The 23,744-nt window shown below is 43.8% G+C and carries 22 protein-coding genes and 2 tRNA genes; 13 read left to right on the forward strand and 11 right to left on the reverse strand.

Features of this window, described 5'->3' with window-relative positions:
* Positions 1-17 precede the first annotated feature (17 nt).
* From lpxD to D9A03_RS04890, 7 genes are all read left to right on the forward strand, one after another.
* Positions 18-1,046, forward strand: coding sequence for a UDP-3-O-(3-hydroxymyristoyl)glucosamine N-acyltransferase (gene lpxD, locus D9A03_RS04860; RefSeq protein WP_120496077.1), 1,029 nt, complete (start codon positions 18-20; stop codon positions 1,044-1,046).
* A complete protein-coding gene (gene fabZ / locus D9A03_RS04865; RefSeq protein ID WP_120496078.1) occupies positions 1,047-1,517 on the forward strand; it encodes a 3-hydroxyacyl-ACP dehydratase FabZ in 471 nt (156 codons plus the stop codon). It abuts the gene before it with no gap.
* Positions 1,514-2,302 (forward strand): acyl-ACP--UDP-N-acetylglucosamine O-acyltransferase, encoded by a 789-nt coding sequence (gene lpxA, locus D9A03_RS04870; RefSeq protein ID WP_174233633.1) that lies wholly within the window; start codon positions 1,514-1,516, stop codon positions 2,300-2,302. The genes fabZ and lpxA overlap by 4 nt, the downstream gene beginning before the upstream one ends.
* Positions 2,303-3,130: an LpxI family protein gene (locus D9A03_RS04875; protein WP_120496080.1), complete on the forward strand. Its 828-nt coding sequence runs from the start codon at positions 2,303-2,305 to the stop codon at positions 3,128-3,130. It abuts the gene before it with no gap.
* Complete coding sequence (gene lpxB, locus D9A03_RS04880) at positions 3,123-4,301, forward strand: lipid-A-disaccharide synthase (RefSeq protein ID WP_120496081.1); 1,179 nt, start codon at positions 3,123-3,125, stop codon at positions 4,299-4,301. The genes D9A03_RS04875 and lpxB overlap by 8 nt, the downstream gene beginning before the upstream one ends.
* Before the next feature lie 44 nt (positions 4,302-4,345).
* Positions 4,346-4,750, forward strand: a complete 405-nt coding sequence (gloA, locus tag D9A03_RS04885) for a lactoylglutathione lyase (RefSeq protein ID WP_120496082.1) — start codon at positions 4,346-4,348, stop codon at positions 4,748-4,750.
* 96 nt (positions 4,751-4,846) lie between these two features.
* Entirely contained in the window at positions 4,847-5,815 is a 969-nt protein-coding gene (locus tag D9A03_RS04890) for a hypothetical protein (RefSeq protein ID WP_120496083.1), read from the forward strand.
* 21 nt (positions 5,816-5,836) lie between these two features.
* Here D9A03_RS04890 and D9A03_RS04895 read toward each other — a convergent pair whose 3' ends face one another.
* From D9A03_RS04895 to D9A03_RS04925, 7 genes are all read right to left on the reverse strand, one after another.
* Complete coding sequence (locus D9A03_RS04895) at positions 5,837-6,376, reverse strand: GNAT family N-acetyltransferase (RefSeq protein ID WP_120496084.1); 540 nt, start codon at positions 6,374-6,376, stop codon at positions 5,837-5,839.
* 69 nt (positions 6,377-6,445) lie between these two features.
* The gene (locus tag D9A03_RS04900; RefSeq protein WP_120496085.1) at positions 6,446-7,951 is read right to left on the reverse strand and encodes an MATE family efflux transporter; all 1,506 of its coding nucleotides are present in this window, start codon (positions 7,949-7,951) and stop codon (positions 6,446-6,448) included.
* Between the two features lie 120 nt (positions 7,952-8,071).
* On the reverse strand, positions 8,072-8,920 hold the full coding sequence (gene sseA / locus D9A03_RS04905; RefSeq protein WP_120496086.1) for a 3-mercaptopyruvate sulfurtransferase: 849 nt from the start codon (positions 8,918-8,920) through the stop codon (positions 8,072-8,074).
* Between the two features lie 33 nt (positions 8,921-8,953).
* Complete coding sequence (locus tag D9A03_RS04910; RefSeq protein ID WP_120496087.1) at positions 8,954-9,664, reverse strand: alanyl-tRNA editing protein; 711 nt, start codon at positions 9,662-9,664, stop codon at positions 8,954-8,956.
* Between the two features lie 173 nt (positions 9,665-9,837).
* Positions 9,838-10,839: a cysteine synthase A gene (locus tag D9A03_RS04915; RefSeq protein WP_047763540.1), complete on the reverse strand. Its 1,002-nt coding sequence runs from the start codon at positions 10,837-10,839 to the stop codon at positions 9,838-9,840.
* A 40-nt stretch (positions 10,840-10,879) separates the two neighbouring features.
* A complete protein-coding gene (locus D9A03_RS04920; RefSeq protein WP_120496088.1) occupies positions 10,880-11,548 on the reverse strand; it encodes an NUDIX domain-containing protein in 669 nt (222 codons plus the stop codon).
* A 77-nt stretch (positions 11,549-11,625) separates the two neighbouring features.
* Complete coding sequence (locus tag D9A03_RS04925) at positions 11,626-12,960, reverse strand: pentapeptide repeat-containing protein (protein WP_120496089.1); 1,335 nt, start codon at positions 12,958-12,960, stop codon at positions 11,626-11,628.
* Between the two features lie 289 nt (positions 12,961-13,249).
* On the opposite strand from D9A03_RS04925, the gene D9A03_RS04930 reads away from it, so the two are divergent.
* Positions 13,250-13,780 carry a hypothetical protein gene (locus D9A03_RS04930; RefSeq protein ID WP_162937978.1) on the forward strand — a complete coding sequence of 177 codons (531 nt, stop codon included), beginning with the start codon at positions 13,250-13,252 and terminating at the stop codon, positions 13,778-13,780.
* A gap of 33 nt (positions 13,781-13,813) precedes the next feature.
* Here D9A03_RS04930 and D9A03_RS04935 read toward each other — a convergent pair whose 3' ends face one another.
* From D9A03_RS04935 to D9A03_RS04950, 4 genes are all read right to left on the reverse strand, one after another.
* Positions 13,814-14,767, reverse strand: a complete 954-nt coding sequence (locus D9A03_RS04935) for a tetratricopeptide repeat protein (RefSeq protein WP_162937979.1) — start codon at positions 14,765-14,767, stop codon at positions 13,814-13,816.
* Between the two features lie 289 nt (positions 14,768-15,056).
* Positions 15,057-15,287 (reverse strand): DUF805 domain-containing protein, encoded by a 231-nt coding sequence (locus tag D9A03_RS20245; protein WP_120496092.1) that lies wholly within the window; start codon positions 15,285-15,287, stop codon positions 15,057-15,059.
* Positions 15,288-15,518: 231 nt separating this feature from the next.
* Positions 15,519-15,594: transfer RNA gene (locus tag D9A03_RS04945), tRNA-Asn, on the reverse strand.
* A gap of 471 nt (positions 15,595-16,065) precedes the next feature.
* Positions 16,066-16,139, reverse strand: a tRNA-Cys gene (locus D9A03_RS04950).
* A 291-nt stretch (positions 16,140-16,430) separates the two neighbouring features.
* Here D9A03_RS04950 and D9A03_RS04955 point away from each other — a divergent pair.
* The 5 genes from D9A03_RS04955 (at position 16,431) to D9A03_RS04975 (ending at position 23,682) form a co-directional block, all read left to right on the forward strand.
* Positions 16,431-17,102, forward strand: coding sequence for a protein-L-isoaspartate O-methyltransferase (locus D9A03_RS04955; RefSeq protein WP_120496093.1), 672 nt, complete (start codon positions 16,431-16,433; stop codon positions 17,100-17,102).
* Between the two features lie 296 nt (positions 17,103-17,398).
* Positions 17,399-18,790: a TolC family outer membrane protein gene (locus D9A03_RS04960; protein WP_120496094.1), complete on the forward strand. Its 1,392-nt coding sequence runs from the start codon at positions 17,399-17,401 to the stop codon at positions 18,788-18,790.
* 105 nt (positions 18,791-18,895) lie between these two features.
* A complete protein-coding gene (locus D9A03_RS20220; protein WP_120496095.1) occupies positions 18,896-19,609 on the forward strand; it encodes a DUF2497 domain-containing protein in 714 nt (237 codons plus the stop codon).
* An 86-nt stretch (positions 19,610-19,695) separates the two neighbouring features.
* The gene (locus D9A03_RS04970; protein WP_120496096.1) at positions 19,696-22,347 is read left to right on the forward strand and encodes a valine--tRNA ligase; all 2,652 of its coding nucleotides are present in this window, start codon (positions 19,696-19,698) and stop codon (positions 22,345-22,347) included.
* 100 nt (positions 22,348-22,447) lie between these two features.
* Positions 22,448-23,682 (forward strand): IS3 family transposase gene (locus D9A03_RS04975; protein ID WP_120496097.1). Its coding sequence is split into 2 segments (ribosomal slippage): positions 22,448-22,790 and positions 22,790-23,682, totalling 1,236 coding nucleotides; the frame shifts between segments, so codons are not numbered across the junction.
* Positions 23,683-23,744: the final 62 nt, after the last annotated feature.

Here is a 23,744-nt window from a genome sequence, read left to right on the forward strand (position 1 = left end):
TTTAAGGCTTTTCCATTATGGCTGATTCTCGGTTTTTTCTTAATGCGGGCCCTTTTACCTTGCAAGAACTCTGTGATCATGTCGGTGCCAAGCTTTCAGATGATTCAAATCCTGATCTGGTTGTCAAAGATGTTGGATCTCTTGAAGATGCCAAAGGGCATGAGATCAGCTTTTTGGATAACAAAAAATATGTTTCCGCCTTGGCAAATACATCAGCTGGTGTGTGTATTCTGGAAGAGAAATTCGCAGGGAAAGCCCCTAAAGGAATTTCACTTATTCTGACCAGTAAGCCCTATAAAGCATATGCTTTAATTGCACAAAAATTCTATCCGTCGATTTCTGCTTCATCGAGTTCGATTCATGCAACGGCTGTTATTGCGGAAACAGCAACCGTCGGTGAAAATTGTGTTCTTTCAGCTGGCGTTATTGTCGGCAATAATGTGGAAATTGGCGATGGTTGTCAGTTGGCACCCAATGTTGTCATTCATGATGGTTGCAGAGTTGGTGAAAATACCTCTATTGGGGCAAATGCAACTGTTGAATACTCTTTTATTGGTGATAATTGCGAGATCCACTCTGGAGTTCGCATAGGCAATCGCGGATTTGGTTTTGCCATGGAACCGGATGGCTATGTAAATGTTCCACAGTTGGGGCGTGTTATCATCGGCAACAATGTAGAAATTGGTGCCAACTCGACAATAGATAGAGGGGCCGGGCCAGATACTGTGATTGGTGATGGCACAAAAATCGATAATCTTGTACAAATTGGTCATAACGTTCAAATTGGCAAACAATGTGTGATCGTTGCACAGTCGGGTGTTGCGGGCAGCAGTGTTCTTGAAGACTATGTTGTAATGGGTGCTCAATCCGGGATTAATGGACATATTAAAGTCGAGACAGGTGCCCGTATTGCTGGTAAAGCCGGTGTGATGCGATCTGTAGAAGCAGGACAATCTGTTGCAGGAGCACCAGCTATGCCCATAAAAGACTTTTTCAGGCTTTGCACCATTTGGCAAAAGCAACTAAAGACGAAGAAAGGTAATTAAATGAGTGAAGAAGCTGTAACAACGGGTGAGGGGCGCTCAGTAGGCATCCTTGAAATCAAGGAAATGATTCCCCATCGTTACCCTTTCCTACTCATTGATCGTGTTGATAATATTATCAAAGACGAAGGTGCTGTTGGTCTCAAAAATGTGACCATTAATGAACCATTCTTTGAAGGGCACTTTCCCCGGCAACCTGTTATGCCTGGTGTTTTGATTGTTGAAGCAATGGCCCAAACCGCTGCAGTACTTGTTGTTGAAACACTTGATGGTGAGGCAGCAGGTAAACTGGTCTATTTTATGACGGTAGATGAAGCTCGCTTTCGTAAGCCGGTCACGCCTGGTGACCAGTTGAAAATTCATGTAACCAAAACACGTAGCCGTGGCGCAGTTTGGAAATTTGAAGGTAAGGCGATGGTTGATGGAAAACTTGTTGCCGAAGCCAAATTTGCTGCAATGATTATGGACGACTGATTGTGACTATTCATTCCACCGCTATTATTGAAGATGGTGCAACAGTTCATAAAACAGCTGAAATTGGGCCATATTGTATTGTTGGCTCAAACGTAAAGCTTGATGCAAATGTTGTTTTGCACAGCCATGTTGTGATTGCGGGGAATACCTCTATTGGCGAGGGAACTGTTGTTTTTCCTTTTGCTTCAATCGGGCATCAACCTCAAGATCTTAAATTCGATGGCGAAAAATCAGAATTGATTATTGGCAAGAATAACCGTATCCGTGAACACGTAACAATTAATCCCGGAACGACTGGTGGTGGATTGGTTACCAAGGTCGGTGATAACTGTCTTTTGATGATGTCAGCTCATGTTGCGCATGACTGTATCATTGGTAACAACGTGATATTGGTGAACAATGCGACATTGGGGGGGCATGTTGCGGTTGATGATTTTGCCATCATCGGTGGACTTTCTGCTGTACATCAGTTTGTGCGCATTGGGCGCAATGCGATGATTGGTGGTATGTCTGGTGTTGAAAACGATGTTATTCCCTTTGGTATGGTTATGGGGGAACGGGCGAGATTGAGCGGTCTCAATCTGGTTGGCATGAAACGCCATGGACTACCAAGGGAGGATATTTCCAGCCTGCAATCTGTTTTCAAGATGCTTTTTTCTGATGAAGGAACTCTTTCTGAACGCCTTGAAAGGGCAAAGAAAACCTATCCTGATAATGCAACTGCGAGAGAAGTCCTGGATTTTATTGGTACAGATTCCTCGCGTGCTATTTGTCAACCAAAATAGATGCCTGGGAAATTAGGAATTCTGGCCGGGGGAGGGGAGCTTCCTCGGCGCCTGATTAAACTTTGCCAAGATACCGGACAAGATTTTTATGTTATTGCCTTCAAAGGGCAAACCGATAGAAAAACAACCATCGGCGTAGATCATCTTTGGTCCAGGTTGGGGGCCGCTGGTGAAATAATTTCCAAGTTAAAAGATGAACGGGTGACAGACCTTGTTATGATAGGTCCTGTCAAAAGACCTTCCATGGCAGAACTGCGTCCTGACTGGCGTGCCTTGCAGTTTTTTGCAAAGATAGGCGCGAAGAGTCTTGGGGATGATGGCCTTTTAAAATCGGTTGTATCAGCCCTTGAAGCTGAAGGTTTTAACCTTTTGGGAGTTGACGATATTTTGCACGACCTTTTGGCTACCAAAGAAATTTACGGCAAATTTTCTCCTGATGAGCAGGCGCAAGCAGATATCAAGCGCGGTGTTGAAGTTGCGCGTATGATGGGATTGGCTGATGTTGGGCAGTCAGTTGTTGTTCAGCAGGGACTTGTTCTCGGGGTCGAAGCAATTGAGGGAACAGATGCTCTCATTGATCGTTGTGCAGCACTGAAGCGCGATGCTGCGGGTGGTGTGTTGGTTAAGTTAAAAAAACCGCAACAGGAAAGACGAGCTGATTTACCTACGATTGGTATTGAAACGGTTAAAAGAGCCGTTAAGGCAGGATTAAGAGGCATTGCTATTGAGGCCGGCGGTGCATTGGTTGTTGACCGGGGGGCTGTCGTTGAACTTGCTAATGAAGCAGAGTTTTTTCTCATCGGTATTGAACCCACAGATTATGACTGAAACCAGAGGCGTTCCCTTAATCTACCTCATTGCCGGAGAACCTTCGGGCGATCAATTGGGGGCACGTCTTATGACTGCCCTGAAAGAAGAGACTGGGGGGAACGTAAGGTTTGCAGGTGTTGGCGGGGAACGCATGTCCGTTGAGGGACTGGAAAGCCTTTTTCCAATTTCCGAGATATCTGTGATGGGGTTGGCAGAAGTGCTGCCACATATTCCTAATATCCTTCGACGTATTAAACAAACAAAAGAGCATGTTCTTAAAATAGAACCATCTGCGCTTGTCACAATTGATGCGCCGGGCTTTAGTTTAAAAGTAAGCAAAGGTCTTAAAGGGCAGTCTATTCCTCTTATCCACTATGTTGCGCCGTCTGTGTGGGCGTGGAAACCAAAGAGAGCAGAGAAGATTTCGAGGTATCTGGATCATTTGCTGACACTTCTTCCTTTTGAACCTCCATATTTTGAGAAGCATGGGTTAGCGACAACATTTGTTGGTCACCCTGTTCTCGAGGGAGAATCGTTGGCGGGAATTAGCAGAGATCAAATATGCTCAGAGATTTCCTTTGATCCATCAGCGCCAACTCTAACTGTATTACCTGGTAGCCGCCGAGGAGAAGTTTCAAGACTTGGACCTGTCTTTAGAGACACTGTTGCTGAATTGGTTAAGGTGCTGCCAGATTTACAATGCGTAATCCCCACGGTAAAAAATGTTCGCCCAGCCATTGATGAGTTGACAGAGAACTGGCCAACACCGGTTCGTGTTATTGAAGGTGTTGCTGGCAAACACAAAGCATTTAAATGTTCAGATGTTGCCTTAGCTGCTTCAGGTACCGTTGCTTTGGAATTGGCGGTTGATCACGTGCCAACTGTTGTGGCCTATAAAGTTGCTCCAGTAACGGCTTTTTTGGCCAAGTTTTTTTTGAAGATAAAATATGCAAGTCTTGCAAATATCCTGTTGGATCGAGAAGTGCAACCAGAATTGATACAGGAAAAGTGTAACGTTCCTAATTTGGTTGAGCGCCTCTCATCTCTCTTTCATGACAAAGGGAAAAGAGAGGAACAAATTGCTGGCTACATACAATCGGTTGCTATGTTAAAAGCCGGAAATGACATGCCGAGTACTAAAGCAGCCAAGACAATTTTATCAGTTATAGCGAATAATAGCGAAAGCTAATCATTAGTTTTTTATGTTCATAGTCTTTATTTTGAGGAAGCAAAATGTCAGATAATGCGTCTTTTCGTTTCTTGCACACGATGATCAGAGTTATGGATCTTGAAAAATCCATTGATTTTTATACGCGTCATCTCGGTATGAAGCTTCTTCGGAAAAATGATTATCCATCTGGAAAGTTTACCCTCGTATTTTTGGGGTATGGCGATGAAAACAGTAATACTGTTATTGAACTTACGCATAATTGGGGGCAAGCGGATGCTTATGAACTCGGGAACGGGTTTGGGCATTTGGCTCTTGGCGTACCGGATATCTATAAAACTTGTGAATTACTTGAAAAAGAAGGTGTGAGTATTCCTCGCAAGCCTGGCCCAATGGCACATGGCACTACCGTAATTGCCTTTATTGAGGATCCTGATGGATATAAAATCGAACTTATTGAAAAGAAGTGATTCTGGCGATAATTTTTTAATACGCCTTCCTGCAAACTCTTGATGATTTATTGATGCATGCCTTTGAAATGTTTTAAATATATAAGATCGACTATATTGGCATTGAGTGGATTTTTTAACTTTATTGGGGATGCTAGTGCAGGTGATGTCCGGGATAATGTTGAGGATCGAGGTTATCTTCGGTGTGGTGTTATCCAAACTGCTTTTTTAAACAAATCACCAATCAAAGAGATGGGCGAGGATTTATGTCGAGGCCTTGGGTTAGCATTGTTTCCTGATCCGAAGGCAGTTAAACTTGTTTCTCTGACAGAGCAGGAAGCCGGTCAGGCACTGGCAGAAAATCGTGTTGATATCATTGCGCTAGCTAATCAAAAACGGCTATCACATCAGCTGAATCATGTAAATACAACCTCCCTTTTTGTGAATAATCTCGATATCTCTATTTTGTTCAAAGGCTATAAAGTCCGGGATTTGGGTGGTAAGAAAATTTGCTCGCTTGATTGGGTGGATAAAACAAGTCTGGCAATATTCGGGCAAAAGCATCAGATCAGTTTTGGTGTCTTGAGTTATCGGACCGAACAAGAGCTTTTGAATGCTGTGAAAAGCCATGGGTGCAGGGCAGTGGCCTTACCCAGAGTGGAGCAGGCAATTTTTCTGAAACAGGTGTCTGGTATTTTCCCTGTGCCATTAATTTTAAGTTCGTCATCTGCAGATAATAACCTCGGAATGCTAGTCTCTTCTGAGGATGAAGAATGGAAGAATATTGTTGGACTTTATAGTCATGCTTTATTGGAAAGTGAGAGTAGAGAGATTTCTTCTCAAAACGTTGATTATATTGCTTCGTCGACAGCAAATCCTGAGATTCAGAAATTACTGGGCGTCAAAGGCTCAATTGGGCAAAATTTTGGACTTGATAACAATTGGTTTTATCGAGTGTTACAAAGCTACGGCAACTATCAAGAAATTTATAATCGTCACTTTAACAACAATGAAATTGTGCTGAAAAGAGGATCAAATCAATCGACGGCAAAAGGTGGGGCTTTGGTCGTTAATGAGTTGCGTTAGGAATGCTTTTGACATTCTATTCTATGGGGCGTTATGTCCTGGATCGTCGATCGTTTTTACGTTTCTGTCATATATATTAAATCCGCATTTTTGATATATGCCCAGTGCTTTTGGATGATCAAGGCTACAGGTGTTAACCGTTAAGCGTGTTGGTTCGTAAGACCATGCAATATCTATAATGGCTGACAGAAGATAGGGACCTAATTTTTGCCCGATAAAATCCGGTATTAATCCCATGTAAGCAAGGTCAATTTCATTCGGTTTACGGCGATCAAGCTCTGCATATCCGGCAGGAACACCATCGTAATAGAGTACGTAGATTTCTACATTATCATCCTGAATTATCAGGGATAATTCATCGTCAGACAATACACGCCTTTCCCACCACAACCAGGGTTCACCGATTGTATTATAGATGTACCGATAGAAAGATACGGTTGGTTTATAAGCACGAATGAGTGATGTTTTCTTTCCTCTTGGAGAGTGCAAAAGTAAATTGCTCGGCCTCTCTTCCATTTCGAGATAAGAAATCGTTACCTCAATTTGTGGAACTGTTGTCATCTACTCAATCTTTCTCGTGTACAATACTTAATCATATTAATTAGTTATATCTAACTTGATTTCTGGAAGCTATCTATTCTTCTTCTCATCACGTTGGTCTGCGTTCCATCTTTCTTCCATAAATCTTTGCCACCCGAATTGAGGTAAAATTGCAGGCAACCATGCCCCGAAATAGCGTGTCCTGTCATCCCGTTTCTCTGTGAGTTTGATAGGGTTACTTACTATTTTGTAGGCAACGATAATAGTGATAATGCCAAAAAGAATGGAACCAAAAGCCTGACCCGCTATTATACCTTTTGCCCCCGCCAATTCACCACCAAACCAGATGAACGGAATTGTGCCAACTGTCGCTTTTGCCCAGTTGGCAAAGGTTGACCAGGTTGCCTTGTTCATATTGTTAAAAGCAGCATTGGCTATGAATTGTGCGCCGCTAAAGATAAAACTCCAAGAGGTGAAAACACAAAAGAATACCACCAGATCCGCACTTAGGCCCGAGGCATTAAAGATCTTTGCAATGGTGTCTGCAAAGATTGTCATGATGAGTGATGTGGCACAAACGACGACAAAAATGACAAGAAGTGAACTATTGAGAGCTGATTTAACTCGTGTCGTTTGTGCTGCCCCAATGTTTTGGCCAACAATGGGGCCAATCGCTGCTGACAATGCAAATACAGCTGCAAAAGCAAAGGGAGTGATCCGTCCAATAATTGCCAAGCCGGCAACCGCATCCGCGCCAAAGCCGGCAACAGATGTTGTAACATAAGAATTGGCAAAGGGCGTTGCCAAGCTTGTCAGGGCTGCAGGGATGGCGATTTTTGAAATTGAAGTGATATCACCGCTTAATCCACCCTGAAACTTGAACACAGATAGACCAAGCTGACGCGCCAATACCCATGCGGCGACAATTGCCATCGTCAGGCGAGCAACCAAGGTTGCATAGGCCGCACCTTCTATATGAAAATCCAGAGTAAAAATAAAAAGCGGGTCAAGTACGATATTTACAACACCTGCTAACACGGTTGAAATCATGGAGGCTTTGGCTGCCCCAACTGCCCGTAAAACAGCTCCCATAGACATACCAATGGAAATGATGGGCAACGAGATCACGGTGATCTTCATGTATTTTACCGCGAATTCCAGTGTTTTCCCTTCGGCACCAACTAGGAACAAAAGCTGTTCGGTGTAAAGATAAACCGGAATTGCAATAATGGACATCATAACGAATGAGGTCAGGAGGCCATTAAAGATGACCCTCTTGGCTTGATCACCTTGGCCTGCGCCGATAACTTTGGCGACAACGGCCGCTAACCCAATTGATAGTCCTATACTGATAGAGAAGATGAAAAAGGTTATCGCGCCGGAAAAGCCTATTGCAGCTGCGAGAGATTCTTCACCCAGCAAGCTGATAAAATACATATCAACCAATTCGACAAAAAAGATCGACATCAGACCAACAGAGGTTGTTGCTGTCATATTGATTACATGTCGAAGGATGCTTCCTGTTACAAAGCGGGCATTTATCGTTTCTTCTTGTTGCTCTGAACTGGTTTGTTTTTTTGTGGAATCTGGTTTCATTTCATAATTTTATTTTGATGCCAAGCATAATTGGCGAATTTTGCAACGCCCAATGTTAGAAAGATCCAATAATCAAGGTGTCTCAGATATAGACGGTAAGTATTTCAAAAATAAGGATACTTATCCGGTTGCAACAGGCGTATCACCCTCTAATCCCCACTCGGACCAGGATCCATCATAAAGTGATGTTTTTTTGTGTCCTGTAAGCTCCAGGCCGAGGCTCAATACAGCAGCCGTAACCCCGGAACCACAAGAAGTGACGACAGGTTTGTTGTAATCAATTCCGGCTTTTTCAAAGGCATTCTTAAGTTCATGAAGTTCTTTTAAAGTGCCATCTTCTTTAAAGAGATTTGTGAAGGGAAGACTATATGAATCAGGTATATGGCCTGAACGAATACCTGCACGCGGTTCGGGTACTTCGCCTTTAAATCGTCCGCTTGCCCGTGCATCAAGAACTTGTTCTTTACCGATTTCAATATTGCGAAGAAGTTGTTCCTTATCGCGAATGAGAAAACTGTTGAAGCGTGGTGTAAAGTGTCGTTCACCGGGGTGAACCGTGTTGTCATCAACCGGACGATGCTCTGATAGCCATTTTGGAAGGCCCCCATCCAGAACAGCAATATCTTTGTGTCCAAATAGCCGAAACATCCACCAGACACGTGCGGCTGAAAACAAACCTCGCTGATCGTACACAACTATTCTGTTGCCATCACCCAGACCTAGTTTCCTTACCTTTGATGCGAATTTAATATCACTGGGAATCATATGGGGAAGAGGATTGTCAGTATCTGAAATATCATCAATGTCAAAGAATACCGCGTTTTTAATGTGTGCTTCTTCGTATAAAGTGCGTGCATCTTTATTTTCATTGGGTAGGTAATAAGTGCCATCAACTACTCTGACATCCGGGGCATCAAGGTGATCAGCAAGCCATTCAGTTGATACGATGGAATTAAAATTTTCAGACAACTTAGTATCCCCCAAGATAATATTTTCTCTGTATTATGATGCAAATGTCAGGTTGATACGACGATTTTGTTTGCCTTTGTTTTCAACCTTGCCAATTTTGATTGGGCCAATTTCACCCGTTGATTTTACATGCGTTCCGCCACAGGGTTGCAGATCAACGTCATCACCAATTTTCACCAGACGTATTTTCCCTGATCCACGCGGTGGTTTTACCGACATTGTACGTACCATAGACGGATTGTTATCCAGCTCTTCGTCTGAAATCCAGTTCTGCGTTATCGGGTAATTTTCTGCGATCAGCTGATTAATTTTTCCTTCAAGGGTGGCTTTATCAATTGCAGTATCGGGGAGATTAAAGTCCAAACGCCCTTTTACATCGCTGATTTGTCCGCCAGTCACGTCACCCACAACAGAGGCGCACAGCAGGTGTAAACAAGAATGTATTTTCATGTGTGCGTATCGGCGATCCCAATCCAGAAAGATGGTTACTCTATCTCCTGCCTGTGGAGCAACAGCACCTTCTTCAAGGTGAAGGACAACATCTTCGTGATTTTCTCCTTTTCTGGCCTCAATCACTTTGCTTTTTGTGCCATCAGACAGTTCTAACCACCCACTGTCCCCAGGCTGTCCACCGCCTGTTGGATAAAACAATGTTTGATCCAAACGAACTTGACCATTTTCAGAATAGGTTACAGTTGCTTCACACGATTTTTGATACGCGTCTTTGTAAAAGAGCAAGTCCATGGGGGTACCTCAAAGGAGTTTGGCAGATTTTGTTATTTATTTCTCATGAAGTTATCATGAGCTTATATGAAGGTGTAGCTTTAAGGCGCTATTTTTGGGAAAATATTGTCCTGATACACTAAAGGCCGCTCAAAGAGCGGCCTTTAGAGGAAGTTTTGTAAACTTTAAGCGCTCTATGCAACCCATTTGGGTACAGGGAGACCACGTTCTTTTAGAAACTCTGCGTTATAGAGTTTGCTGGTGTAACGTGTTCCTAGGTCGCAAAGCATGGTAACGATGGTGTGGCCTGGCCCCATTTTTTTGGCAAGCTCGATTGCGCCGGCAATGTTTACACCGCTCGACCCGCCAAGACACAGTGCCTCTTCTTCAAAGAGGTTAAAGACCAGTGGAATAGCTGTTTCATCACTGATACGAAACGCCTCGTCAATCACTGCACCTTTCAGGTTAGCAGTGATACGCCCTTGGCCGATACCTTCTGTAATAGAAGACCCTTCGGATTTCAGTTCACCGTGTTTGTAGTAGCTATAGAGAGCCGCACCATGAGGGTCAGCCAACGCGATTTGAATGTTTTTATTATGCTCTTTCAGTCCCATTGAAACACCCGCCAGTGTACCGCCGGTACCAACGGCGCTGACATAACCATCGACTTTACCATCGGTTTGTTTCCAGATTTCCTGGGCTGTGGTTTCAATGTGTCCCTGACGATTGGCTACGTTATCGAACTGATTAGCCCAGATAACGCCGTTTGGTTCTTGTCCGGCGAGTTCCTGTGCCAGTCTTTGGGAGTAATGAACATAGTTATTCGGATCTTTGTAAGGTGCCGCGGGTACTTCGTAGAGCTCTGCGCCACTGAGGCGCAGCATATCTTTCTTTTCTTGTGATTGCGTTTCCGGAATGACAATGGCGCAGCGATAACCACGTGCGCGAGCGACGAGGGCGAGACCAATACCGGTGTTACCGGCTGTGCCTTCAACGATTACGCCACCGGGTTTCAGTATACCTTTTTCTTCGGCATCTTTAACAATGGCCCACGCGGCTCTGTCTTTGATTGATCCGCCGGGGTTCAGGAACTCGGCCTTTCCAAGGATTTCACAACCTGTTTCCTCTGATGCCCGTTTCAGGCGGATGAGAGGCGTGTTACCAATGCTGTCTATAAATCCGTCGCGAATATCCATTTTTGTCGTCCGTAGGTATAAGTTGAATTCGTATTTACTATTACTTTTCTTTAGTGGTCAGATATTTTTTTGTTTCATTAGACCACAGAGATGTAAGTGATGTCTGGTTTAATTCCAACCATTGAAGTGCAATTGCGGTAATGGCATTGGTAATTTTTCCCTCGGCCAAAAGCTCAAACCCTTGTTCCGCTTTCATTGTGTGGGTGCGAATATCTTCGCCTTCATGATCCAGGCCATAAGAATCTTGTTTCTCGTGGCTCAGAATTTCACCGCAGAATAGAGTAATTGTTTCTGAACAGCCGCCGGGTGTCATGAGAAAGGTGCCAATTTTTTTCAAGCGTCCCAATGTACAGCCAGCTTCTTCCATGGCTTCTCGGTGGCTTAGTTCTTCCGGGTTCTCATTCTCTTCGATAATGCCTGCAACGACCTCTAGTAGCCACGGATCCTGAGATGCTGCGAAGGCACCAGGTCTAAACTGTTCGATTAGAATGATATCGCCGGTTTCATGATCAAAGGGAAGCACAGCCGCAGCGTGGCCGCGTTCAAAAATTTCACGTGGAATTTCCTGTGACATTCCGCCTTCGAACAGAGTGTGGCGAAAGCGGTAGGAATCAACCTGAAAATAACCTTTGAATGAGGTTGTTTTTTCAACGACTTCTACCTGCCCGGTTTCGTTCAATTCACCGATTTTTTGTGCTGTTCTATCCATGATCAGAAATTAGGGGTCTTATTTGTAAATTACAATAGAAAATGTGGTTTGTTTTGTTGTACAAAAAATATATGTGATTACTCCAAAACCAATCCTTTGCAACCGCGTAAATCGGCTTTATCGAGATTAGCACTCCTTAAATCGGCTCCTGTAAAATCGACATCGACACATTTTGCATTTGATAGATCTGCATTGGTTAGGTTCGCAAAGCGGACCCGGGCACCTGTTAAATCTGCATGACGAAGATTGGCGTTCTCAAGATCTGTTTGATCTAGACAGCAATTCTTTAGATTTGCTGAAACTGAACTGCCTTGTGTGCCCAAAATCATCATGGGGGAGAGGCGGCAGTGTCGCAAGCTCGCCCCCGTCAGGTTTGCTTTTTCCAGCTTTACACCGCGTAGATCAGCATCACTAAAGTCTGAATTTAAAGCCATGACACCAGTCATATTGGCCATGTTGAGACGGCTGGCGAGAAAAGTGCAGTTAGACAGGTTGGTTAAAGACAATTCTGCGGCCTGTAGATTGATGCCTGCCAGATCATTGGCTTGTAAGTCGTATTCGGTCAAAATTGCTTGCTTCCCCTGCCTCCCGAGAGAGTTTATCCAGGCAAGATGGTCTTCAAGGATATCCCGAATTGATCGATTCAAATCTTCTATGCTTCTGGGCAGGCTAGCCTGATGTGTGTTGGCGTAGGTCATATCACTGTTGCTGAAATGTGCTGCTGTCAGATCGGCACCTTCCATATTGGTGTTATTCAGTAAAGCACCGCTTAGGTTTGCGCCGTGAAACACGCAACCACTAAAATCTGCGTCCGTTAAATCTGCACCTGTAAAAACGGACCCACTCACGTCTGAATTGACCATCACAGCCCCGGACAAGTCGGCATTTTTGAAATTTACGTTGGTCAAATTTGTTCTGCGACCAATGACGCGGCCAAGCTTGGCATCGCTTAAATCTGCATCTTTCAAGTTGATTCCGTCAAAGTTGGATTCTTCGTCATGCTTCACTGGAACATAGGTGCCATCGGGCTTTCTTATGAGAATAAAACCATTTCGAATATCTGCACCGGATAGGGTAGCGTTTTCAAGGTCCGCATTTTCTAGGCAGACACCACGTAGATCGCTTTTCCTTAATGAGCAATCTTTCATATCTGCGCCGGACAAATCTGCCCCAAAAAGATTGACCCGCTCTAATTTGGATTTATTAAAATTACTATCCACAAGGTCGGCCCCAACCATTTCTGCGGTATCAAGCACGAGATCAGAAAAATTGAGCTTTCTTGCATCTTTGAAGGAAAGAAACAATCGTGCACCGCCAACCCGTCCATCCAGATAGTTGCGATGAGAAGTCACAGATTCATCAACCCAAATCTGATTTACACGATCCAGCTTGTGCTTGTTATCTTCTTTCATTCAAATTTCCACATTTTTGCACGACATTCTCATCGGTGACAATAAATACAAAGCGATCACGAGAGCTAAATTATAAATGTCACCAATCCAGAAGTATCATAGAACCTGATCGGAACCTTATTGTTTTTTTGTGTTCCATCGTTACTTCAGTATAAAGTGTTTTCTCGTTTACAATATCTTAGCTTTGGTTCTGATAGAATTAACAACTATGTTAGATGTGATGAAAATTTGTACCTTTACTTGGTCTTCAGTGTCCTTCGCGCTTTTGCTTTCGGCGTTTGCAGGAAACGTGAGCGCGTCTGAATCTTCAAATTCTGAAGTTTGGGGAAAATCATCATTGTTACAGAATTGGGATCAATGTGGTGCGGACTATACGCCACCGGAATGGTGTTCTGATCTGCCAGAAGAAATTGATCTGGATAAGTCCTATACCAACTATCGCGATACTCTTGAAAATAATAAAAAAGCTGAAGCTGAAAGAATGCTGAAAGCAGCTAAGGTATTGGAAACAAGAGTAGGTGCCGCAAGGAATATCCAAGGTGGAAAGCTGTATAAACAGGATCTGATAACCATTAGCAAGCAGGCCAATACGGGCGATAAAGAAGCTATGGAATTATTGGCCTGGATGTATGTTCAGGGCATGATGCCAAAAACCAATAAAGAGCTGGACCCAAATGAAGCTGCTTATATTTGGTACGGACGGGCCTATTTGGCTGGAGCCAAAGAAGCCAAAGAGAATATGGACAAGATTTGGCCGACGCTCAGTGTCACGCAACAACGCCGTATTGCCAAACTTTTCGATAAAAATAATAGCCGCTGAAGTTATCAGGTTAATGGCTATCTGACATGGCGATTATCTGATTAGGCCCAGTTCTTTCAATTCTTTCCGATACTTTTTCTCTTGTCTGTTAATGCTATAGGCCATTTGAAAATCAAACGAAGCATTGTTGTTATCACCGAGACTTTTGTAGAGTTGCCCCCGGTTATAAAAAATCTCCGGGTTATTGGGCGCATAATGCAGGGCGAGATCAAAAGCGCGAATGGCTTTATCGTAGGCACCCTGCGAAAAGAGAATAATCGCTTTGGCTTCGTAGGCATCGAAAGATTTAGGTTCTAATTCAATGACGTATTCTGCATCAATGAGGGCCTGTTCCAGAAATCCGGTGCTTAGATAGGCTTTTGTCCGCTTTATATAGGCATCAAGTGACGGAGGCTCTTCGGATAGAATGGTAATAAAATGATCAATTGTTGCGTATTCTATATAGTTGCCGAGATACGGGTTGCTTTCACTGATCAGAACTTTCCCAAGCTCGGGTTTTATCAAAATAGCTTGTGATACATCCTGAAGAGCAGCTTCAATTTCGTTTTGCTCTCTATAGAGAGTGCCTCTTTTAAGCAAAAGCTCGGCGTCTTCAGGAATTTCAATCAACGCCTTGTTCAGCCAAGAGAAAGCCTTGTCGTTTTTATCCTGTGTTATGTAGAGAGACGTCAGATTAAAATAGGCATCCCCATAGGTCGGCAGTAACTCAACAGACTGTATAAAATCCTGTTCCGCTTCTTGAGGAACATTCAGATCTAAAAAGAGTGTTCCGCGATTGTTGAGGACATAAGCCTGATGTTTTTTTGACAGATCGCCTTCGTTCAAGGCATCTGTGTAATACTCTATTGCCTGTTCAAGGTTACCATTATCCTGCTCTTCCTGTGCTGCCCGCGCAAAAAGAATGCCGTCAGCAAGTGCTGCGGTATGCGCAAGGGTGGTCACAAGAGAGAAAGCCAAGGCAGAGCTTTTGAAGAGTTTAAACACCATATGTCTGTCGCTGATCATAGACTCTGAAAACATAGTTAACGAATTTTCATCTTTATATAACTCTATAGGAAGATTGCAAAATTGAAATTTTCATAGTGAGTGAATATTATACATTAGGGCGGACTCATTTAAGTTTTATATAACTAGAGGTGTGGGAAAAATAACGCTTAATTTTGTCAAACATGTGATGTTTTATACTAAGAGGGCGTCACGGAGCTAAATTTTATGTAGTAATTAAGTAGATGGGTAATCGATTTGGGGAGTTAGGCATGGTGATGGAGTTAGTTTTTCACTCAAACACTTTAATTATCTGCTTTTCCTTGTCTTTATCAGGGCCATAGTCATTGGGACCTTCAGTTCCTTTCAGAAAACCACAATCTATTAGAACCCAAAGCCAGCCTATAAGTAGTAAAATACCAAGGATTGACCAGAATCCTGATTTGCCTCTGTCGTGAAATCGTTTAATGGTTACAGCAAAACAAGGATAAAGCGTCAAAATTCCAAATACATTAGTGATCATCTGACTTGAAGTTATTTTTTGTTGTGTCTGTCATAATAGTTCTCAAATAGAGCTATATTATTGCTGTGTAAGTGGGGAATTCTAAAGATGCTCGTTGCTTGTCGTGAATTTTGGTCAAAACTTTACGGTAATTAAGAGTATTTTGTTACCCAAAAATGGGTGCAATCTTCAAGTAATATGGCAACAAAAAACCCTAACTCATTGATATTCAATGATTTAGGGTTTTCGTAATGGCTCCGCGAGCAGGACTCGAACCTGCGACAGGGTGATTAACAGTCACCTGCTCTACCAGCTGAGCTATCGCGGATCAATGTTTGTGCCGCCTCGTTGACGACGGGTTGGGTTATAACAGCGGTGTTACATGCTGGCAATAGCTTTTATGCATTTTTTTTAATTTTTTTTGTTCCTTTTAAATCAAAGGCTTGTGGTGTTTATGACTTCTCTGGTTTTGCCGCAGGTGAAAAATAGATTCTTGTCTTTGATTTCTTGCTTTTGAGAAAAGGAAGAAGCTGAAGAGAGGAGGTATTTGTTCTTATGTCTGATAGGAATTTGGGTGTGAATCATGGGAGTATTTTGATTCGCTAAAGAATTTGTTTTTACGTAAAAGGTTAGAGGGGGGAGGTCTAGTGTGGCTGACTTATTGATAATCTTTAATGCTAATGTCGCTGATAAATTGAAGTCAGCAAGCGTACTGTTGTTACCAGTAAATCTATCTGGCGTTCAGGTCAACTGTTTGGCTTTTTTTAGGAGCTTGGAAATTACTGCGATGGATAAAATATGGAGGCCCGGGCCGGAATCGAACCGACGTACAAGGATTTGCAGTCCTCTGCATCACCACTCTGCCACCGGGCCATCCTGACGAATATTCATTCGTTGGTAGTGCCGCAGTGTATAGTAGCGGTTATGGCGCAGGTCAAGAGATCAATCCCGATTCCAGTTTCATTTATATATTTACCTTTGGTTTACTCTAATAAGATTTGCCTAAAAAAGTGGGGAAGGGGTGCTCACTGTTAGATCTATATCCAGCCAGATTCTTTATATTAACCAGATAAAAATAATAAAAGCGGATACTTTGTCTGGAAAGGTTGGGGTCACTTGGTTATTATCCCATAAAATTTTTACAGATAATCGGCGTTTCTAACGATGAACAACTTTGAACAAGCCCGCATGAACATGATTAATTGCCAGTTGCGCACGAATAAGGTGACGCATGATGGTGTATTGTCAGCGTTTGAAAATGTGGCACGGGAAGAATACGTACCGGAAGCTTCAAAAGCTATTGCCTATGTGGATGAAGATTTGGCGCTGGAACATGGTCGCTATTTGATGGAACCGATGGTTCTCGCACGGATGCTTCAGTCAATTGATCCGCAGGAAAATGATACGGCATTGGTTGTTGGTGCTGGAACTGGTTACACAGCGTCTGTGTTGTCCAAGCTTGTCAGTGTTGTCGTAGCAATCGAAGATACAGAGGATCTGGTTGAATCGATGAACGAACGTTTTACATCACATGGTACAGAAAACGCGGTAGCGGTTAAGGCTGATTTGACTGAAGGTTATTCTAAACAGGCGCCTTACGATTTAATCGTTTTCGGTGGTTCTGTATCTGAAATACCAGACACACTGTTAAAGCAGTTGGCTGAAAAAGGGCGTTTGATTGCAGTCATTCAAGACGTAAATGCCAAGGATAAACAGGCGTTGGGACATGTCACGTTGATTGAGAAGCATGCAGGAAATTGTTCCGGGCGCGTGGTTTTTGATGCTAACACACCTTTGTTACCTGGCTTTGAGGCCAAAGAAACATTTTCATTCTGATTTGTTAATCCTGAGTGTGCTTTGGTTTTTAATATAAAGTTCTAGTATATTGGCGACAGATTGCACTGGGATCGTACGTTAAAGTTTTTATGATGACTGGCGCAATTTGTGCCAGTCCTTTTTATATACAAAAAGTTGTAAATAGCTTGTGACCTGTTTAATAACTTTTTGTATGCTCTTTAAAAGACACAGATATAAACCACATATACGGTTTCAATTTATTCTATTAGGTAACCGCGCAATGCGGGACCGTTCTTTAGATCAAGTTTGGCATTGGATTAATTTTGGACAACGTGATGATCAAATCTATCGGAAACACAAAAAAAGCGCTTTTAAGTCGATGTGCCATTGTTAGTGTTGCAGTTTACACCGGCTTTTCTGGTGGTGTCATGGCTCAAACGTTGAATGAGTCCTTGGTTAAGGCCTATGAGACCAATCCATCATTCACTAGTGCCCAAACAGGCTTGAAAGCAGTTAACGAAGGTGTTCCGCAAGCGCTGTCTGAATGGCGTCCGGATGTTCGTATTACATCTTCAGCTGGCGTTCGTCGAACTGATACAGATACCCCCACCGGTGATTCTACTGATACAACGCAACCTTTGAATGCGACGTTGCAGGTGACGCAATCTCTCTATCAGGGGGGGCAAACACAGGCCGCGACGGAGCAGGCTGAAAATCTGGTCTTGGCAGAACGTGCATCCGTCACGTCTGTTGAACAGGATGTTTTGTTACGGGCGGTAACGGCCTATGCAGATGTTTGGCGGGATCAGGCTATTCTGGAACTTAACATTAATAATGAAAAGGTTTTGGCCAGACAGTTTGAAGCAACACGCGACCGTTTTGATGTTGGTGAGCTAACCAGAACCGATGTTGCACAGGCAGAATCCAGATATTCAACTTCCACTGCACAGCGCATTGCATCTGAAGGAACGTTAAATTCATCAAAGGCCGTCTTTGAAGAAGTTATTGGCGAATATCCCAATGAAGCATTGGATCGTCCAGATCCCTTTGCAATTTTGCCGACGAGCGAAGATGAACTGTTGGGTGTTGCTCTGGAAAATAACCCGGCTCTTCTTGCTGCGAAATATAACGAAATGGCTTCCAAGAATGAAGTCAGAGAGATAACCGGCGAACTGTACCCGGATTTATCGCTAGTAGGGCGTGTCAGTCGTTCTGATGAAACATCTGGTGAAGACATTGATAGCACATCTGGTGAGATTATTGCGCAACTTGTTGTGCCTCTTTATCAACAGGGGTTGGTTAGCAGCCGGGTTCGTCAGGCCAAGCAAACTGCAAATCAGCGTAGAATCCAGATTGTTGAGCAGATGCGTGCTGTTGAACAGCAGGGAACCTCATCTTGGGAAAACCTTGTTAGCTCTCAGGCACAGATCAAATCCTTTACTTCTTCAGTCAATGCCGCAGAAATAGCCCTGGACGGTGTTCGTCAGGAAGAGGAAGTTGGTGAAAGAACCGTGTTGGATGTCCTTGACGCAGAACAGGAATTGCTGGATGCACAGGTGAACCTTGTGCGTGCCCAGCGAGATGAAGTTGTTGCGACTTATCAGGTTCTGAGCACAATGGGCCAAATGACAGCGCAGTACATTGGTTTGCCTGTGAATGTCTTTGATCCGGCAGAAGACTATAATAATGTAAGAGATAAGTGGTTTGGGTTGGGTATTGAAAATTAGACGTGCAAAAGCCCTTCTTTTTCAATAATATCTAACTTATATTACCGAAATTGTATTGGTAACAGGTAATGTTCGCAGTTAAGGAAGCGGTGGGACAGCATTTCAATGAGTGATCAAGAAGCCCAGGGTGAACCATCAATGGAAGAGATTCTGGCGTCAATTCGCCGGATTATTTCTGAAGACGACCCCGAAGGTGAAGCGCCAGAAGGCGGGGAAGCACAGGTGGAAGAACCTGAAGCAGACGATGATGACGTACTTGAGTTAACCGATGAGGTTGCTGAAGATGAAGAGGGTGTGGCTGAAGAATCTGACGTCGAAGAAGAATCTATTGAAGCTGTTTCTGAAGAAGATTCGATTGAAGATGATTTCAGGTCGTCGATGGAGGAGCCCGAAGAAGACGAAATTGAAGAGGTTTCCGAGGAACCTGAACCAGAATCTGGTCTGGAAGCTGTTGAAGAAGATGACATCGGTGATATCTCATTTGATGAAGTTGAGGATGAGGTCGAAGTCGCTGCTGTTGTTGAAGATGATGTTGATATTGATATCGGTGATGATATTGATCTGGATGCACCAGATGCTGAAAGTATCCTTCAGGAAGAAACACAGGATTCAACATCTTCTGCACTATCTGAAATCGCGCGTGCAGCTGTTGTCCAACGTTCCCTTGCCATTGGCACCGGGAAAACACTGGAAGATATCGTTCGTGAAGCGCTTGTTCCCGAGCTCAAAGCGTGGCTTGACGTCCGCCTAGGCCCAATGGTTGAGCGGATAGTCCGTGAAGAAATTAAAAAGATGGTGCGCCGGGCCGAAGATTTATAAGGCCCGGACTTTCTTTTTTCTTCCGAAACTGTTAGCAAATGCTAGCATTATTTCACATAGAATATTTAGTTAAGAGGAACCCAGTAATGCTGGACAAAACCTATTGCCCTGAAAAAGTCGAGGCAAAGCATTACGAGCGTTGGGAAAAGTCCGGAGCTTTCTCCGCAGATCCTAATTCCCCGTCTGACCCTTATACCATTATGATGCCGCCACCGAACGTCACGGGAAATCTGCACATGGGGCATGCCTTGACCTTTACCCTGCAAGATATCCTTGTGCGGTACAAGCGCATGAAAGGTCACGATGTCCTCTGGCAACCAGGTACTGATCACGCAGGTATTGCGACACAAATGGTTGTTGAGCGCCAACTGGCTGAAAAGGGAATTTCTAGACACGATCTTGGCCGCGAAAAATTCCTGAATTCTGTTTGGGAATGGAAAGAAGAGTCCGGTGGGGCGATTGTTAAACAGCTTCGCCATTTGGGCGCCTCTGCTGATTGGCCACGTGAGCGCTTTACTATGGATGAAGGGCTTTCTGAGGCCGTTCGCAAGGTTTTTGTTCAGCTTCATAAAGAAGGGTTGATTTATAAAGACAAGCGCCTTGTAAACTGGGACCCAAAACTTCTGACCGCGATTTCTGACCTTGAAGTTGTTCAAAAAGAAAGTAACGGTAAGCTTTGGCATTTCCGTTATCCTATTGATGGTGAAGACGGTAAGTACATTGTTGTTGCAACCACGCGTCCGGAAACAATGTTGGGTGATACTGGTGTTGCGGTCCATCCTGATGATGATCGTTACAAAGACTTGGTTGGCAAGCACGTGAAGCTACCAATTGTTGGACGTTTAATCCCGATCGTTGCAGATGAATATGCTGATCCTGAAACAGGTTCCGGTGCGGTAAAGATTACACCGGCTCATGACTTCAACGATTTCGAAGTTGGACGTCGCTGTAATCTGGCAATGATCAACGTTTTTGATAAGTTCGCACATATTAACGAAAATGCGCCGGATGATTATCAGGGGCTGGATCGTTTTGTTGCCCGTAAGAAGATTGTTGCCAAGTTTGAAGAACTTGGACTTCTCGACAAAATTGATGATCATTTGAATTCTGTTCCCTATGGTGACAGATCAAACGTTCCAATTGAACCTTGGTTGACTGATCAATGGTATGTGGATGCAGCGACACTTGCTAAACCGGCTTTGGAAGCTGTTGAAACTGGCAAAACCGAAATTGTTCCTAAACAGTGGGAAAATACCTACTACGATTGGATGCGCAACATTCAGCCGTGGTGTGTATCCCGTCAGCTATGGTGGGGACATCAGATCCCGGCATGGTATGGCCCTGATGGCGAAATCTTTGTTGAAGAGACTGCAGAAGAGGCCAAAGCTGCCGCATTTGCACATTTTGGTAAAGAAGTTGAATTAACTCGTGACCCAGATGTTCTGGATACCTGGTTCTCATCTGCTCTTTGGCCTTTCTCTACAATTGGGTGGCCAGAGACAACGAAAGAACTGGAACGCTATTATCCCGGTGATGTTCTGGTTACCGGATTTGACATTATCTTCTTCTGGGTGGCCAGAATGATGATGATGGGCATGCACTTTATGAAAGAAGTGCCGTTCAAAACTGTCTATATCCACGCTCTTGTTCGCGATGAAAACGGACAGAAGATGTCCAAGTCCAAGGGGAATGTTATTGATCCATTGGAAGTGATTTCTGAATATAGTTGTGATGCTTTGCGTTTTACGCTGGCGGCAATGGCGGCACCTGGTCGTGATATCAAATTGGCGTCTTCACGTGTTGAAGGATATCGCAATTTCGGAACCAAGCTCTGGAATGCGTCGATTTATAGTCAAATGAATGGCGCTGTTTACGACCCGAACTTTGATCCACTTAGCTGTAACGAGCCGATCAACAAATGGATCGTTGGACGTGTTGCTGCTGCGACTGCAGCTGTTGACAAAGCGTTGGATGATTACCGCTTTAACGATGCGGCCAATGCGCTTTATCGTTTCTTCTGGAACGAATATTGTGACTGGTATGTAGAATTCACAAAGCCTGTATTGGCTGTGGGGAATGAAGCAACAAATACTGAGACTAAAGCAACAATTGCCTGGGTTTTGGCGCAGACACTTCACCTGTTACACCCGATTATGCCGTACATTACCGAGGAACTTTGGGAAAACCTTGGCAATGAAGGGGCGACACCGCTTATTTCTTCGTCCTGGCCAAAGTTTGATGAGCGTCATACGGATGTGAATGTTGAAAAAGAGATGGATTGGGTTATCAAACTTATCTCTGATATTCGAGCAACACGTGCAGAGCTTAATACGCCGCCAAATTTAAAGGCGCCGCTTTTACTTAAAGATGGGTCTGAGGCCGTTAAGGCAAAAGTTGATCAATACAAAGATGTTGTGAAGTGGTTGGCTGGGCTTTCATCTGTAGATTTTACAGACGAAGATCTACCACAGGGAGCTATTCAGATTGTTCTGGATGATGCGACCTTTGCGCTACCGCTGGAAGGCATTATTGATGTTGAACAGGAAACGGCTCGCCTGAATAAAGAAATGGAAAAAACGCTGGAAGAGATTGCAAAAATTGACAAGCAACTCTCAAACGAAAATTTTGTTTCTCGCGCGCCAGAACACGTTGTTGCGGAAAAGAAAACCCGCCGGGAAGAGTTCATGTCAGTGAAAATAAAACTGGACGAAGCTTTGGCGCGGATTGCTAATCTGTAAGTTTATATAGGCATGTGCTATTGAAAAGCCGCTCTTCTGAGCGGCTTTTTTTGTGTGACCTGTCCCGTCCTGAAATAAGTTTACATATTGGAGACTTATAATGGGACATTCAAAGACAGAGCGGGTTAGGCGTAGTCAAAAGGATTATCCTTTAGGCTTTAAATTTTCAGTTGTTGATGAGATAGAAAAAGGCGATCTGACTTATAAGCAAGCTCAGGATCTTTATGGCATTCAAGGCCGGAGTACTTGCTTAACGTGGCTTCGCAAGCATGGTAAACTTGATTGGTCGAAACCTTTGAACCATTTAGCCATGCCAAAGAACAAAGAAACTCCCGCCCAGAAGATCAAACGCCTTGAACGGGCTCTTGAGGATGAACAGCTCAAGAACATTGTTTATGGGGAAATGATGAATGTTATTCACGAAGAATACGGGATTGATCTGCGAAAAAAGTACTTAAGCACACTCTCTGGGTCAGTAAAGAAAAAGGACTGATCCAGCTCGCAAGGGTGTGCCCTTTGTTTGAGAGAAGCCGTCAGTCGGTTTATCAATGGAGAGGTCGGATTGCAGAACGTCATCGTGTTTTATCCCCGGTCAAAGATCTGGTTCTTTACTGGCGTCGTTTTATGCCTCGAATTGGGACGCGTAAGCTCTATCACCTGATCAAGTCTGAACTTGATACTCAGGGGATCAAGCTGGGGCGTGACGGGCTGTTCTCTTATTTGAAGAACGAGCGTTTATTGGTTCCTGTTCGCAGGAGTTACCAGAAAACGACACAGAGTAAGCACTGGCTCAGAAAACATCCTAACCTTTTGAAGGATCGTCAAGCGGATCAGATTGAACAGGTCTTTGTGAGTGACATCACCTATCTCCAGAGTGATGAGGGAACACATTATCTGTCTCTGGTCACCGATGCCTATTCTCGAAAGATCATGGGCTATGAAGTCAGTAATGAAATGAAGACAAGCGATGTGATCAAGGCGTTGAAGATGGCAATGACACAGAGAAGAACAGATAAACCTGCTATTCATCATTCTGATCGCGGACTGCAATATTGTTCTGGTGAGTATCAAAAACTCCTAGCCCAACAAAAGATATCACCCTCTATGACAGATGGATATGATTGCTATCAGAATGCAATGGCTGAGAGAGTGAACGGGATCCTCAAACAAGAGTTCCTGCTCTATAAATGCAAAACCTTGGCTGAACTGAAGAAGCTGGTTGCTCARTCCATTACAATATACAATCAACTCAGACCGCACTTGAGCCTGGGTATGAAAACACCTGAACAGGTGCACAAAAAAGCCAGCTGCAATACACACCTGGCTATAACTTAAAAACCGTCAACTTATTTCAGGACGGGTCACTATATCGGTATTCGGTGCACATCTCCTGATAG

This window comes from Kiloniella sp. EL199 (assembly GCF_900313065.1).
Lineage (GTDB): Bacteria > Pseudomonadota > Alphaproteobacteria > Kiloniellales > Kiloniellaceae > Kiloniella.